Raw genomic sequence first — 14948 nt, forward strand, 5'->3', positions numbered from 1 at the left:
CGAAGCCGGTGCAGGCTACTTTTTCTTGAAGGGAGACGAAGTGAGCAATCTTCTCTCACTTATTGAAAATCTGGATTAGCAGATTATAATAAACCCAATCTTTGTAATGGTCGAAGTCACGTCCTTACCTTTTAAATTGGGATTACACTAAAACACGGGAATCGTGTGCAATAGCCTGCTAGTCTATCGACCGACGCTTTCCCTGTGCATTTTTACGAATTGCTTGCAAGATGGCCTCGTTGATTGTCTGAATAACGAACGGCTTCCGAACGAACTGTACGTCGAGACCATGCAAACGCTCCGGTGAAAGCATAAATCCACTGGTAAGGACGACCGCTAAATTAGGGTGTCCAGTAGCAAGCCAGCGGGCAAATTCGACGCCGTCCATTTTGCCTGGCATCATGACGTCGGAAAAAACGAGATCGATCGCCGACAGGTCTGATTCGCGAGCAGTGTCAGCGTTGTAGACGTGGTACACGATAGCACCGAGCGATTGCAATAGCGCTACCGTCGACTCTGCGACATCGGGGTTGTCTTCGACATAAAGTATATTTAATCCAGCAAGCCCGTCTGAACGCTTTTCAAGTGTATTCAATTCAACCAGCACAATTTTCTCTTGGCTGCGAGGTAATAGAATGCCAACTGTTAGCCCGGCGTTTTCGCGCCGAATAAATGCAGTGCCATTGCTCTGGACAGCAAATCCATATACTTGAGACAAGCCTAGGCCTGTTCCTTTCCCGACCGCTTTAGTGGTGAAGAAAGGTTCGAACGCCTGTTCGGCAGTATCTCCCGACATGCCAGGCCCGCTGTCCGTAAGTAGAATACCGACAAATTCGCCAACTAAGTGAGCAGCTTCCGGCATCATCGGGTCCGGCAATGTCCAGTTGGCAGAATCCATTGCGATTGTTCCAACATCGTCCATGGCATCACGCGCATTGGAGGCAATGTTTAGCAATGCGGCATCGAGCTGGGTCGGATCGGCAAGCACTGACCAGATGTGAGGTGCTATCTTAAGAGAAACTTGCACGCTGGACGGCAACATGCGCTGCAATAGTTCAAGTGATGAATCCATATGAACTTGCATGTCAATCACTATGCTCGCGAGTGGTTGGCGTCGGGCGTAGGCGAGCAATTGCTGTGTCAGCGTGGCCCCATGAGTAGTCGCCCGACGTATACCGTCTAATGAACGAGACAGACGTGGATCGACTGCACCGCCCAACAGCATACGCAACAATGTTTCGCTACCTGCAATTACTTGCAATATATTGTTGAAGTCATGTGCAATGCCCCCGGTGAGCCGCCCGAGCGACTCAAGCCGACGGGCCTCGACCAATGCATGCTCTACGCGACGCCGTCCTAGCACCTCCTGCTCCAGCCGCGCTGTACGTTCTCCGACAAGCGACTCCAGCTGTTGTGCATGGTCTGTCATTTCATGTAGCTGGTCGCGGAGGTCGAATTGCAGCCGGCGTGTGCGTAAGGCTGAGCGTAGCGCCATTACGATGGCAAGGCGGGTAGCCGGACGGGTTAGCACTGTGAAGTTGCCGATCTCGGACAAGCGAGCAAAGCGGCCAGTGTCAATGTTTCGGTTTTCTGCGTCGGCCAGCAACAGCATTGGAATGTCCGACCAGGTGGGCTGTCGCCTTAAGCATTCTGACAACTCATCTAGCGAACATTGCGCTAGTCCTTCCTCAGTAACGGCAGCAGCCAGCGTACTGTCGTTCAGCAAGGCATAGAACTCGTTCTTGTCACGGCATAGGAGGACGCCCACCTGCTCAACCTCAATTAGCGCGCGCAGGGTAGCGGAATCGCCCAGTACCGGGGCGAAGATGATAACGGCAGGAACTTTGTCAGTTTCCAAGAGAACCTGCGATTGGAATACTATCAATCCCACTAACACGCGGGCCGAGCTGGATGCCTTCCTCGGTCAATTCAAGCTGACGGATATCATGCGCATGCTTACCCTGACGTTTCTTCAATACTGAAATCGCTTTGTTGACCACATTGTCGCGCTCGTAATAACGCATTGAGATGATATTGTCCGTAATGATGCTGACAGCATCAGGTTGTTTAGAGGTGTCAAGCTGGCTCGAATGCGCGCCAATGATTATCGCCATCACATTCATGTTACTCATGTATGAGAAAAGCTCGTTCATCTGCGGTAAAAGAGATTTTTCCTCGGGAATGATATCAAGGTAGGAATTAATGCTGTCGATAATGACAAGTTTAACATCTTCATCTTCTACCATACGGCGTACGTTCCAGATAAGTTCTCCCGGCGAGATCCGCGAAGGATTTATACGGCGCAGGATAAAGTTTTGCGCCTTTGTTTCATAGCTGCTATTCCCGTTGACTGTGCCATCACCTGTGACTTGGGCTTCGCCCATGTCAGCTACCAAACGTGACCGCAGCGTAGTCTCAGATTCATCAAAATTAAAATGGACAACCTTATGGCCAGCGCGCACTGCGGTCAAAGCATACTGCAAAGCGAGAGTCGTCTTGCCCACCCCGGATGGGCCAAGGATCATGGTCGAACTTCCAGTTGTCAAAGGGCCACCGATCAACTCGTCGAACGAAGATACTCCACTATAGATTTCTATCGGCGCACTCGTTCGGTGGTGTTCTTGTGCAATCAGACTAGGGAACACTAAAATTTCACCTGTGACGATTGCATAGTCGTGCCAGCCACTTTGAAAAGGACCACTGCGTAACTTGACTACATGCAGGCGACGACGTGCTGCGCCAAAACTACGCTCCTGAAGTTCCAGACCGATTACACCATGCACTGCACTCTCAAGCTCATATTCCTGGCCGTCAGAGGTGATGTCATCAAGCATCAAGACAGTCGAGCCTAACCCCATCAAGTTTTTCCTAAGGGAAATTATTTGACGGCGATAATGAGCACTATCGTGCGCAAGTAACCGAACTTCCGCCATTGAGTCGATTACAACACGCGCAGAATTTGTTAGTTTTATGCGTTCCGAAATCTGTTCCACGAGACTAGCCAAGTCGGTTTCGGTAGGCAGCAAAATGGTTTGCGCATCTACTTCGTCAGGAACTGGGATCATTTCCGCAATATCAATACCGTGAAGGTCCCATCCATGGTTGTCGGCGCTCTCACGTAGTTCATCTTCGCCCTCGGACAAACTCAAATATAGGCAAGTTTCTCCATTTTTGACACCTTCAATCAAAAAACGCAGCCCCAAGGTAGTTTTGCCAGTGCCAGGCTTTCCTTCGACCAGATGAATCCGTCCCTTAGACAATCCGCCATACATCACCGCATCAAGTTCCGGAACACCTGTGAGCAACCGTTGTACTGTTTTTTTCATTACTACTCCGTCAGCTTCACTGGCTATTGACGCCTAAGATAAAACATTTCACTAGGAAATGAACCACCGTATAACGACGTATCGATTTTACGGTAAAAAAATTATTGTATCTGCTACTAAAAATTGAGCGTTTGCCATGCCCGTCCTGTCCAGGGAGGGTAACTAGGCTTATTTTTCGTGATCGATCCCGCACAAATGAATAATCGATCGATCGAGCTAGCGGTTGCGCAGCCATGACCTACAACCAAATCCAACAAATAAAATGTTGCAAAAAACTAACAGAACCTAAACGCACTGTTTTTCAGTTCCGACCAAAGTAATTTATAAGTAATTCAAGCTTGATCAGAATTCCGTTCTACAACACCGATTACGTACTCACACGTGCTTATGAAAAGCTGTGTCTCTCCCGGTATCATCGTCCCTTGAAGAAAGGCATGTTGTATTGATAGGTCAGCTTTGCTAGGCGGTCCGAGCGCTTCGTTGAAGCAGAGTACTAAATGTTGCCTCGTTGCCACTGAGGAATAGTCGACACGTGCTTTGAGTCTGCGATCGATAAGCTGCATATGAAGCATAGCCCTGTCTCCGCATCAGTTCTTCAGTGTGGGCGCGCCAGAAAACCATCTAAAAAGCATTGTACAAAAAACAATGGGCATCGACACTGTACGCACGATCAGTTGTTACCAGACATAAAGTGTGGCCGTAGTTTACAAACTGCATGCCTATCATGATTTGAAGCTGATTTTGTTCGTCTGCAGCCTGCTTGGTCTGTCGGAAAATTTCAAATTAGCAACATACTATGCCCGTGCGGCTTGCTAGATTTGGGTAGAAGCGGACCTATCACACCCCGATTCGTAGTTCCTAAAACACCTTGTGGAACCTTGTTATGGATGAGCCAAGCTTCAAGCCTGAGTAGTTTATAAGCTGGTCAGGTACTGCCTAAGTTGTTACTAAACTTCGCCAGTGGTTACGTGCATAGGCATCGGTACGACACAGCGCCTAATTCGGTCATGCTTAGATCATCTTGACAATTGCGCCACGTCTTACACCGAAACGTTAGTATTGACTAATGGAAAATCGAATCGATCACTTTACTAGCATCCAAGTCGATTTGGCCATGGCAGTTTCAGTTGCATTTGGATGGGCAGCAGGCGTTGAAGTAGCGCGAGATATGGGGATCGATATCCAGATTTTTCAGCGTGTATTACTCAAGGGTGGTCCGATGCATGCCACTAATAACGCGCTTGTACTGTCGTCACGTGCGAAGCCGTGCACGTAGCATGCTGGGTTAGCAGATCGATTACTCAAGTTTATCGCGCTATTGTAATCGCGGACGCTATGGCGCCCGACTGATGACTTGGCGCTATCAGCGCGCTCGCAAGCTGAATCTTTCTTTGCGACAATGTCAAGTAAGCTTTGGCTAAAAAGCTAAAAATGCACTAAAGCAACTGGTATAGTGCTATAACACTAAAGCAACTGGTATAGTGCTAATAATCTAGACGACTCAATGACCGAATTATTTATAAGCCGCAAGTGTATGGTGCATCCACCTCAAGGGTCTGAGTTTTCAGTCCTCATTGGTGTCTTCGCACCAGAGGTCACTGCTGATCAAGCTTGGCACTGTCAGCTTAGCTTTGAAGGAATTCAAGACAAGGATCGATTTGCGTACGGCGTGGACCAGCGGCACGCGCTTCAGATGGGAGTGGAGATGTTCTGGGTAGAACTAAGTTTCAAAACTGCAATGGGATGGCGTTTTTCCTGGTTCGGCGATGAGCGGATGGAACCTGATGAACTTCTTCCCCACTGGGGATAAGAAGCTCCACCTAAGCTATCCACCCCGTTCTGTTAGTTCGCAGCACATTCCGTCGTGCTACGTCTGCTCTGGGTCGTATCCGGCCTTTTGTGACAGTCCGCGATTTTTCCGCCTTTGTGGCCTGATATGCTCAGATGAACGACCGGGTCCGGCCAGAAGCGGACGTAGAAAGCCAGTGCTGAACCTGAGCTGAATCGAAGTTTGTTGTTGACCCTGCCCTTGGGGATGGCTTTAAGATAGCTGCACGATTAAGCAGAACTCGCCGAACCCTATGGTCAAAAAATTGAATTCCTCTGAAGCTGCAAGTGAACTGGGCGTATCTACGAAGGCATTGAGGCTCTATGAGCAGAAGGGCTTAGTTAACCCTGAACGTACCTCCGCAGGGTATCGGGCCTATAGTCCTGAGGATATGGTCTGTGCTACTAAAGTAGTGGCGTTAAGAAACCTTGGCCTCAGTCTTTCGCAGGTCGCAGAGGTATTTGATGGGGACCCACAAAGCCTCCAGTCCGCGCTACTGTCGCACGATGCATTTCTTAACGAAGAGATGGGTAGATTAATTCAGCGTATGGAAAAGGTTCGTAGCCTCCAGTCCGGTCTTGCGCTGGGGCGTATACCAAGCAAGGAAGAACTCAGTATTCTACTTAATCCTGAGCCCAAAATTAGTCTCACCTTCTTACTCCCATGGCCTTGGGGAGGTGAACAATTTGAAATAAGAAATGTTCGCCCCTTAAATTACATTGTTGGCCCAGTAGGTAGTGGTAAAACAGTGTTTGCTCACTGCATCGCGAATGCATTAGCTGGCGGCGTTTTTATTGAGCCACAGCAATGGAAAAGCCCACAAGTGCTCAACGGAATGCATGAAAAGCACTCCAACACCCAGGAACGAGTGAGTCAAGCCATAACATGGCTAGTAGGAGAAGGGGCTATGCAAACAGTGACCCTGACAAATTTGCTTCAAATACTTGAAAGCAGTGCTGCAGCCATTTTGGTTGTCGATTTAATCGAAGACGATCTTGACGAAGCAAGCCAAGGAGCGTTGATCCGGTATTTGCGCAGACGAGCTCAACAGTGCAGCCCCCCTCTCTTTCTAATAACGCGGTCCTCAACCATTTTAGACTTGGACGCCGTTGGATATGACGAGGCGATCTACTCATGTCTTGCAAATCACAGCCCCCCGACACGCGTACTTCCTTATCGGGGGAGTGCAGGATACGAATATATTGCCTCGTGTTTGGCTAGCCCGGATGTACGTGCACGCACCCAAGGTATGATTGCGAGCATTCATGTTTCTTAAAGTATCTTTTTGCGAGATTCTTTATTTCGAAAGCTTTTCGAATCCCATCCATGCAGATGTACTTATAAAGTGCGACGTCCGGTGTGAGTCGACAGCTGCCAGTCGAGACTGTCAGTGACTTTTCTAGCCCGGCAACCTTTTAGGTTAACGCAAACTGCCGAGCTCGGTCACGCGCGGCGTCGCCCCTTGAGGTGATAAGCATACAAACACCATACATACCAGGTCATGGTTGCATATATTCTTATGACGGACAAAGTGATTGTTGGATTACCTTTTAAAAAGGGACCGATTAGTAGGCGGCAGCTGTACAGCTACAGGAATACGCTCGTTTGCTCGAATAATCAATAGAACGATAGTGGTCGGGAAATCATCAGGCAGATTTGTGATACTCCCGAATCGCGTATCGCGACCATTTATCGAGATTAAAATATCATCGGACCGAACACCTGCTATGCCTGAAATACCTTCTGCAGATTCAACCAGACGGCCTTCTTTTATTTTTAGTCGCGAGAGCTCGCTGGTGTTGAGTGGGCGAGTCGCCTTGAGGCCAATTTTTTCAAGTAATGTCGGCCCGCTGTAAGTCCGATTTAAACTAAGCTCAGGTTTTTTTGGGAAATCTTCGGCTCTAGACGCAGGAGAAAACGACGTTGCAAGCAATAATATTACTGAGGGAATCCCGATAAATATGGAAACTGAATAAAATTTCTTACGTTTAATTTGCATGCAAAACTCCATGTAGAACAATAGAAGAATCTGCGGACCAAAGTGTCACTACATCTTCTATTCTTTAACATGAACCTTAGCAAACTTATCTAACGCACTCCAGCGCGGGCAAAGACGAACCTCGCTACGGTGCTCGACGTTAAGCTTGAGCTAAGTCTTTGTAGCTTGTTGACAACGAAGGGATTGACGCCAGTGCCCGTCAACGGCTGCTATGGGTCGGTACCGGCCTGTCGTGACAGTCAGTGCTTTTTCAAGCCAGGCAACCTGCTAAGCTGACTTAAACGGCCGCGTTCGGCCACAGCGGGACATCTACGCTCTTGACTACGGGAGGAAATTTGAAGACGCGTTTTGCGTACGTGGTATTCGCTGTACTAGCTGGCTGTGCCAACGAAGAAAATCAGGTCAGGAAGGCTAGCTCGGCTATTGCAACCAAGTCCCCTTGGACTCAAAATGCGGCGGCAATTTCGCCATATGCCGATCTGATAAGTGACCAACCCCGAGTACCTTTAGCGACCGATTTCGACGTCGCGTGGGACGGTATCGCACATGGAGGCGACATAAGATGGGAGTGCCGTGGAGTCCCTAGCGGAAAATTTATCGCCAACTCACTATGTACAGATAAACCAATGGTCGACTTACGATGGCCAGATAAGAACGCACCTTCAAATTATGGTGGCGTCATTGTTACTGACTAGACGTCTAACGGCTCCTTTTGGGTCGAAAGCTGCCCTTGGAACTTAGCACGTGCGGTTCTTGATCTAAGTGAGCGTCCCCTGGAGTGCGTTCAGTCATTGCAAACGCGGATATTGGTGCCTTCACCAGCGCCGAAGTTGAGGGTCCCGGATCTACTTACTTGCGCTGAAAGCCAGTTTAGAAGTTAGATGCTCCAACGCTTATTTGTGCCAATTAATCAAAACCTTGCAAGCCTGGGCTGCGCTATTGATTCACTGGTTGTCGCCGTATAAGTGCTTGATTAGATTGAAAGTGGTTGCGTTGAATAGCGCAGCAATTCAGTCCTTCAGGCGCGACTGCTCGTGAATCACTAGCTTGTTTTCGAGCATCGTGCGCAGCGAGTCGGCCAGGATGAGCGCGGTTGACGATGAGCCCTGGCAAAAATAGTCATGCGCAGGAAGCGCTAGCGCGCGTAGCCGCGCCACCTCCCACAATAGCGCGCGCACGTCAGAGGATCCCGGGTTGCGATCGTAGATCGCTTTCAGATCGTCATTGGTGAGCTCGGGTTTGAACCGCATGGCAGGAGTACTGTTCATCCATACAGTGTATCATACTGACCCCTGCCTCTATTTACGCTCAGCCGAAAATAAATGAATCCAATTCCGCGACTCGACCGTATAACTGCTGCTCACGTCAACCTTGCAATTCACGTGGCGGCAGCATTTAGCCTGAGTGATGGCGTAAAATTGCTGCACGACACAGGTATTGCGCCAGCGCTGATACAGCGAGTTTTGATCGACGGCGGACCACGGCGCAGCGCTACTGCAGCCAGGCCTGAATTGTTTTCGCATGCTTCGCATCTCGGCGCAGAAACCCAATAGCGCAGACCTGCCGCGCATCGTAGTCGTCAGCGCAGGCACTCAACTGCCACGCACGGCGCCGCCAGTGCGCTATCGAAGGATGCTTTTATCAGCATCTTCAATTGCAGTGTAGAGGTTGCGCCCTCGCACAGTTCATGCACGCAACCAACTCACACTGTTCAGAAGCGACGTTTTGACAACAACTAATGACCAGTGAATACAACTATTAGTGACTCGAATAGATAGATATTGTCAATATGCATCGGCGAACTTATGCTCCCCGGGTACAGAATTTACGAGAGAAAAGATGTTTCGCGCGCTATTTAGGAGGTTGAACCCTCCCCACGAATGGGTAATTTCCGATGACCACAAACGCCGCCGTTGCGGCGTTTGTGGACGGAGGGAGGAGTACCTCGATGGGGATGAGTGGTATGGCTTTTATTGGGAGATGACCCGAGCTGGCGACAAGAATGCTCACCTTCCGTGATCCTGCATCGACTTGCTTTTTGTGGCCATTTCATTGCGCCTAGTGCCATGCTCTGTCTATGGACAGACGAACAGATTACCTCACCGCTACCTATGTCGACTTAGCAGTAAATGTCGCGTCCGTATTTGGGCTCGAGGCTGGCTTGCGTGTTCTCCAGCAGCAGACGCCTTTGCACGTGGTGCAGCGCGTTCTAGGTGATGGCGGACCACGTCGCCCTGGGGCCGTATAAATCAAACTTGGCAAAGGATGACGACGGACAACGAGATGGTAGGCGGCCTTGAGGACCCGCCACAACGGTCTAGGATGGACATTCCGGACGCCGACTTTGTGCTATGGGAGCGAGCGGCGCGCGCGATCGGCGCTGTGCGAGTTGAAGTGATCGACGGCGAGGGCTATGTTAACCTTCACTTCAGCGACGGCTCGGTCGTGCACTGCTGGAATCCGCTCATATTCGGCGGCGACGCGCTCGACTTGCTCGTCAGGCGCCGACTTCAGGTCTACGTACACGAGCAGGCCACGCTGGCGATGAGTGCTGATCTGGAATGGGTAGGCGAGCAGCATGGTGACGACGCCGGCGCCGCCACCCGTCGTGCCATCACCCGCACTGTGGGCCTGGCCGAGACCTAGCGCGCTATCTCGGCCAGTCCTGGACCATCTTCGCGTGGAAAGCTGCGCACTTCGAATACTGGCGCATCCGCTCTATATCACAAGCCTGCCACGCGCCGTCGTCAGCACTATAGGCCGCTCAGCCGTCGGCATGGGGTGACCAGCGCTATAAAGTTGACGCTTTTCCTTTACAAAAATGTTCGCGTAAGCTTAAGGAAATAGGCCGCTATCGGCCCAGGCTGTGTAAAAACGTAGCTTCGTGTAAACGGACGTCGTTTGGTAAACGTTAAGCCAGTATCTCATCAAGACGGATGCAAAATGAAGCGCTTTATTGAAGGCGAGGATCGTGGCCAAGGCACGCTGTTGCCTGAACTCTTGGACGACTACGTGGCCGAAGATAATCCAGTGCGGGTGGTCGATGTATTCGTGGACGAACTTGACCTTGGCCTCCTGGGCTTCACTCGGGTGCAACCAGCAAAGACGGGCCGGCCCGCTTACCATCCCGCCGTTCTTCTCAAACTTTACATTTATGGCTACCTTAACCGCATCCAATCGAGCCGTCGGCTCGAGCGCGAAGCGCAGCGCAATGTCGAGCTGATGTGGTTGACGCAACGCTTGGCGCCGGACTTCAAGACGATCGCGAACTTCCGCAAAGATAATGGCAAAGCGATCCGAAATGTGTGCCGGCAGTTTGTCGTGCTGTGCCAGCAACTGGACCTGTTCTCGGACGCGGTTGTGGCGATCGACGGCAGCAAATTCAAGGCAGTCAACAGCAGCGACCGCAACTTTACCCAAGCAAAGCTCAAGCGCCGGATGGAAGAAATCGAGGCCAATATCGGCCGCTATTTGGCGGAACTGGACACGGCTGACAGGCAGGAGCCGGCGGTAAAGCAAGCGCGTAGCGCCCGACTTAACGACAAGATATTAGCGATGAAATTGCAGATGGCCGCGCTTAGAGAAATTGAAGCGAAGCTGGAGGAGTCTGGCGAAACGCAGATCTCGCTGACCGATCCAGATGCTCGTTCCATAATGACGCGGGGCTCAGGCTTCGTCGGCTACAACGTGCAAACCGCAGTCGACGCCAAGCACCATTTGATCGTCGAACACGAGGTAACCAACATCGGCAACGACCGCGATCAGCTGTCGCGAATGGCAAAGAAGGCTCGCACCGCAATCGGGACAGAGTCGCTGACTGCAATTGCTGATCGCGGCTACTTCAAGGGCGAGGAAATTTTGGCGTGCAAGCAAGCCGGGATTGCCGTGCTGGTGCCGGCTACCAGGACATCCAACGCCAAGGCCGACGGCAGATTCGACAAGGCAGATTTCGTCTATGACCGGGAGAAGGACGAGTACCGTTGCCCGGCGGGTCAGGCACTGATCTGGCGTTTCGCCGGCGTTGAAAAAGGCATGACGCTCAACCGTTATTGGAGCTCGAATTGCAAGACCTGCCCGCTCAAGGACAGGTGCACGCCTAGCCAGCAGCGCCGCGTGACGCGCTGAGAGCACCAAGACCTGCTCGACGACATGCAGGAGCAGCTTGAACGGAGCCCAGATGCCATGCGGATCCGGCGTTGCTCAGTCGAGCATCCATTCGGGACCATCAAGTCCTGGATGGGGGCAACGCACTTCCTGACAAAAGGACTGGAACGCGTGAAGACCGAAATGAGCCTGCACGTGCTCGCCTATAACGTCAAACGGTTGATGTCGCTGCTTGGGGTCGCTGGCATGATGGAAGCGATTAGGGCGTATGCCTTTTTATTGGACCTGCAACGCGTATTTGGAGCGATTACCTTGCTGATCCGGTCAGTAACCTCAAAAACACGGCATTGCTCCCTGAGTTTCTTAAAGCGCCGCACAAAATGCATCGGCAGGTATAGTTCTCCTGCCAAGGCCTACTTCTAAGTTTTTACACAGCCTGGGCCAAAAGCAGTCGTAGCGAATGACGCGTAATGCCTTGCACCGAGAAGGTCCATACGAGAATGGTCTAGCTGACTTTCCTACACCTAGGTAAGTGCTGCAGAGAGGATTCGATCCATGTCCGGCTCAGCATTTTGGCAATTGGCCAAATGTATTATTGATATACGGGACTGGGGTACCCTAACAATCAGCGTGTTAAATCCCCAAAGACCGCCGTTATGGAACACAACTTCCTGCCCAAACCTTTCCGTGATCTCTAATCCAAATCGGTAGTCAGGCACTGTTCCATCCAAAAAGGGGGACGGTTGCAGCATTGCATGCAGCAGGCTTGAATGGTCGGCCCACTGGCGATGCCATTCGACTTCCCACAGTAGCAGCTGAGCGGTGCTGCCATAAATGCCGCCATCACCAACCGTGTTGGCATTACCCAAATGCTGTTTGTACCCAAAAGAACGCGCCGCGTCACTTTCATAGCTGAACACCCGATGTTCTATGACATCAAAGCGATCGTCATCGTATGTCATTTCCTGGATGCCGAGCGGCTCGAACAGCGTCTTCCTAGCATAGTCCTTGCACGTCATGCCGCTCAATCGCTGGACGAGAGTGGCTAGAAGGATGTAGTTGCTATTGCTGTACCGGTGTTCAGTCTGTGCAGGACACTCCACTGTGTCCATGCGAGAAATCAACTGCAGGATGATGTCGTTATTGAAGTAGTCAGCTTCGTGCCGTCCAAGCTGACACTGTAGGAACTGGAAATAATCTGGAATCCCGCTGCTATGATTTAACAGACTTCGCAACGGAAAGGGTTGCTCGAATTTGGTCAACTCTGGCAAATGTGCGCAAACGTCGTCATCAAGACTTATCGCGCCTTCGTGTACCAAGGACATGACGCAGGCCGCCGTGAATTGCTTCGATTCCGATGCCAGGTAGTATGCCGAGTCGCGCGACAACGGCACTTTAAGTTCCAATGAAGCAAGGCCATGATGGCGCTCAAATAACGTTTCTCCTGCGCACAGGATCGCGGCGCTGAAACCCGGTCCCTGCGACGGCAAGATCGCTTCCAACTCGCTGTAATATTTTAAAAGTTTTTGCATGCGGTCCCGGCCTGTTTTTTGAGATAAAACCGAAATTGTACGTGCCAAGGCGTCTTTGGTATCGAAAAAACACTTCACCGACGACTGCTTTGGTTGATGTCTGCCCTTCGTGACAGTCTGCGACTTTTCCGCCTTGGTGACCTGCTATGCTCAGCTCAACGGTCGGGTTCGGCCAACAGACTTATCAAATAAGGAAAGTATGCTGCATCACTTGTCTATTGCGGTCTCTGACTTAGACCGGACCTCTGCCTTCTATGACGCGGTGTTAAGGCCATTGGGGTACACCCAGGTCTTCGCTGACAACGAGGCCGTGGGCTACGGGTATGAGGGAGGTGACGATAAGCTGTGCTTGAAACGTGCAAAGCAAGTCATCGTTCCTGGCGAAGGCTTTCATCTGGCCTTTACAGCCACTGAACGGAGTCAGGTACACGAATTCCATGCCGCCGCGCTGCGCCACGGTGGACGATGCAATGGCGCCCCAGGACCCCGGCCGGAGTATGGCGAAGGCTACTACGCCGCCTTCGTTTTCGATCCCGAGGGGTATCGGATTGAGGCGGTCATCAATGTGACAGCCTGACAGCTTGACACGAGTGAGCGCAATAGGTCGAAACTAGCCGGTCGCGACAGGCAGGAATCAGCCGAGAGCGATCCTTCGCAAACGGCCGAGATCGACCAACGGCAGCATTGAATGCCATGTTGACGTAGATTGCCACGCCACGCCAGCGATACCTGAATACTGCATTATTATAGACACTAGATACTACAGAAAAGAATGACGAAAATGTTCACGCTTGCCACGGCCAATGCTTCGAGCGCCCTTCACAACGGTTTTGCTACTTTGATCGACGCCACTATCGCCTCATTCTACAAGGTCAATGAACCAGGCGCGACCGTTATCGTCACCTGCAATGGCGCGACGATGTTCCGCAAAGCTTACGGGATGGCCAGCATCGCCAATCAGGAGGTGATGACGCCTGAGGCTACAATGCGCCTTGGCTCAATTACTAAGCAATTCACTGCCGTATCCATTCTGATGCTCATCGAGGAAGGGAAATTATCCCTTACTGACAAACTAGTGGAATTCTTCGCCGACTACCCTGAGCAAGGGAGTCAGATAACAGTTGAACACCTTTTGACCCACACTTCCGGCATCGTCAGCTATACGGACAAGGAAGAGTTTGATGCCAACATTGCCGCCGAGCTTTCGGTGGCCGAAGTGATCGATAGTTTCAAGAATGATCCTCTAGAATTTGCACCGGGTACAGATTTCAAGTACAACAATTCCGGGTACTACTTACTAGGAGCGCTGATTGAGAAGATTTCTGGGCTACCTTACGCCAAGTTCGTCGAACAACGCATATTTCTACCCCTTGATATGAGCTGCAGCTACTACGAAGGCTATGAACTGAGCTTGCAGCGGGCAGCGGCTGGGCACACATATTGCGACGGCAGTTTCGTCCCGTGCGATCCGATGAGTATCAGCCAAGCATATTCAGCCGGAGCGCTGGTCTCGAACGTGGACGACTTGGCGCGCTGGGAGAATGCGATCGTCAGCGGTAAGCTGATCAGCGCAGCGAATTGGACGAGGGCGTTTTCGCCGCACAGATTGGCGGACGGCAGCTCCTGCGCGTACGGCTATGGATGGGAAATCGGAACGCTGCAGCAACGACCGATGTTGGCGCACGGTGGTGGCATTAATGGCTTCCAGACCTTTGCACTGCGCTTGCCGAAAGACCAGCTGTTCGTAGCGGTTCTAAGCAACGCTGACTTCGGCATCGTGGACCCAGGATATGTCGCACATAAAATTGCTGCGATTGCGATCGGCAAACCGATCCAAGACTTCAAGGAAATCAAGCTGGACGCCAACGTGCTCGACGCCTACGTTGGCGTTTATACCGTTAATGCATTAGAGCAACGGACTTTCTGGCGTGATGCTGACCAGGTACTGATGCTCCGCACTGGAGGCGACATCACTCCAGTGCATCCTTATTCAGACAACGAATTCTTTATCAAGAACACACTAGTCCACATGGAATTTGTTCGCGACACGACCGGCACCGTAGCGAAAGTCGTTCTCCATCAAAATGGTGAAGTGAACGAAAATCTTCGCGTCGCAGCTTGATTACGACAAAACATGTGCACAGCTTCTTGCATTCACG

General features: G+C 51.2%; 11 protein-coding genes and 1 pseudogene. 7 read left to right on the forward strand and 5 right to left on the reverse strand.

The genetic code is table 11. The features are described from left to right. Window positions 1–178: 178 nt before the first annotated feature. Both HD842_RS03890 and HD842_RS03895 read right to left on the reverse strand, forming a co-directional pair. Window positions 179–1858, reverse strand: coding sequence for a response regulator (locus HD842_RS03890; RefSeq protein WP_183551187.1), 1680 nt, complete (start codon window positions 1856–1858; stop codon window positions 179–181). After that, complete coding sequence (locus HD842_RS03895) at window positions 1848–3326, reverse strand: ATPase domain-containing protein (protein ID WP_183551190.1); 1479 nt, start codon at window positions 3324–3326, stop codon at window positions 1848–1850. Before HD842_RS03895 ends, HD842_RS03890 begins: the two co-directional genes overlap by 11 nt. Window positions 3327–4830: 1504 nt before the next feature. Between HD842_RS03895 and HD842_RS03900 the strand changes: the two genes are divergently transcribed. Then, window positions 4831–5136, forward strand: coding sequence for a DUF6968 family protein (locus HD842_RS03900; protein WP_183551193.1), 306 nt, complete (start codon window positions 4831–4833; stop codon window positions 5134–5136). Window positions 5137–5407: 271 nt separating this feature from the next. Next, window positions 5408–6430, forward strand: coding sequence for a MerR family transcriptional regulator (locus tag HD842_RS03905; RefSeq protein ID WP_183551195.1), 1023 nt, complete (start codon window positions 5408–5410; stop codon window positions 6428–6430). 267 nt (window positions 6431–6697) lie between these two features. Here the strand turns inward: HD842_RS03905 and HD842_RS03910 are convergent, their stop codons facing one another. Both HD842_RS03910 and HD842_RS03915 read right to left on the reverse strand, forming a co-directional pair. Continuing rightward, entirely contained in the window at window positions 6698–7153 is a 456-nt protein-coding gene (locus HD842_RS03910) for a hypothetical protein (RefSeq protein WP_183551198.1), read from the reverse strand. A 1010-nt stretch (window positions 7154–8163) separates the two neighbouring features. Then, window positions 8164–8403: a hypothetical protein gene (locus HD842_RS03915; RefSeq protein ID WP_183551201.1), complete on the reverse strand. Its 240-nt coding sequence runs from the start codon at window positions 8401–8403 to the stop codon at window positions 8164–8166. Between the two features lie 72 nt (window positions 8404–8475). Between HD842_RS03915 and HD842_RS03920 the strand changes: the two genes are divergently transcribed. The 3 genes and pseudogenes from HD842_RS03920 to HD842_RS03930 form a co-directional block, all read left to right on the forward strand. Beyond that, the gene (locus tag HD842_RS03920; protein WP_183551204.1) at window positions 8476–8706 is read left to right on the forward strand and encodes a hypothetical protein; all 231 of its coding nucleotides are present in this window, start codon (window positions 8476–8478) and stop codon (window positions 8704–8706) included. A gap of 769 nt (window positions 8707–9475) precedes the next feature. Next, window positions 9476–9799 carry a hypothetical protein gene (locus HD842_RS03925; protein WP_183551207.1) on the forward strand — a complete coding sequence of 108 codons (324 nt, stop codon included), beginning with the start codon at window positions 9476–9478 and terminating at the stop codon, window positions 9797–9799. Between the two features lie 297 nt (window positions 9800–10096). Then, a pseudogene (locus HD842_RS03930) lies at window positions 10097–11524 on the forward strand (IS1182 family transposase); the annotation flags it as partial. A 257-nt stretch (window positions 11525–11781) separates the two neighbouring features. On the opposite strand, the gene HD842_RS03935 reads toward HD842_RS03930, so the two are convergent. Then, complete coding sequence (locus HD842_RS03935) at window positions 11782–12837, reverse strand: serine hydrolase domain-containing protein (RefSeq protein ID WP_229424586.1); 1056 nt, start codon at window positions 12835–12837, stop codon at window positions 11782–11784. A 151-nt stretch (window positions 12838–12988) separates the two neighbouring features. On the opposite strand from HD842_RS03935, the gene HD842_RS03940 reads away from it, so the two are divergent. Together HD842_RS03940 and HD842_RS03945 are read left to right on the forward strand one after the other, a co-directional pair. Continuing rightward, window positions 12989–13366, forward strand: coding sequence for a VOC family protein (locus tag HD842_RS03940; protein ID WP_183551210.1), 378 nt, complete (start codon window positions 12989–12991; stop codon window positions 13364–13366). A gap of 195 nt (window positions 13367–13561) precedes the next feature. Then, entirely contained in the window at window positions 13562–14911 is a 1350-nt protein-coding gene (locus HD842_RS03945) for a serine hydrolase domain-containing protein (RefSeq protein ID WP_229424587.1), read from the forward strand. Window positions 14912–14948 lie beyond the last annotated feature (37 nt).

This window comes from Massilia aurea (assembly GCF_014200505.1).
Classification (GTDB): Bacteria; Pseudomonadota; Gammaproteobacteria; order Burkholderiales; family Burkholderiaceae_D; genus Telluria; species Telluria aurea_B.

Excerpts from the sequence above, each read along its gene's own strand:
- HD842_RS03945 (WP_229424587.1), top strand. The coding sequence starts at position 13,562 with ATGACGAAAATGTTCACGCTTGCCACGGCCAATGCTTCGAGCGCCCTT.
- HD842_RS03905 (WP_183551195.1), top strand. The coding sequence starts at position 5,408 with ATGGTCAAAAAATTGAATTCCTCTGAAGCTGCAAGTGAACTGGGCGTA.
- HD842_RS03895 (WP_183551190.1), bottom strand. The coding sequence starts at position 3,326 with ATGAAAAAAACAGTACAACGGTTGCTCACAGGTGTTCCGGAACTTGAT.
- HD842_RS03915 (WP_183551201.1), bottom strand. The coding sequence starts at position 8,403 with ATGCGGTTCAAACCCGAGCTCACCAATGACGATCTGAAAGCGATCTAC.
- HD842_RS03920 (WP_183551204.1), top strand. The coding sequence starts at position 8,476 with ATGAATCCAATTCCGCGACTCGACCGTATAACTGCTGCTCACGTCAAC.
- HD842_RS03940 (WP_183551210.1), top strand. The coding sequence starts at position 12,989 with ATGCTGCATCACTTGTCTATTGCGGTCTCTGACTTAGACCGGACCTCT.
- HD842_RS03925 (WP_183551207.1), top strand. The coding sequence starts at position 9,476 with ATGGACATTCCGGACGCCGACTTTGTGCTATGGGAGCGAGCGGCGCGC.
- HD842_RS03910 (WP_183551198.1), bottom strand. The coding sequence starts at position 7,153 with ATGCAAATTAAACGTAAGAAATTTTATTCAGTTTCCATATTTATCGGG.
- HD842_RS03900 (WP_183551193.1), top strand. The coding sequence starts at position 4,831 with ATGACCGAATTATTTATAAGCCGCAAGTGTATGGTGCATCCACCTCAA.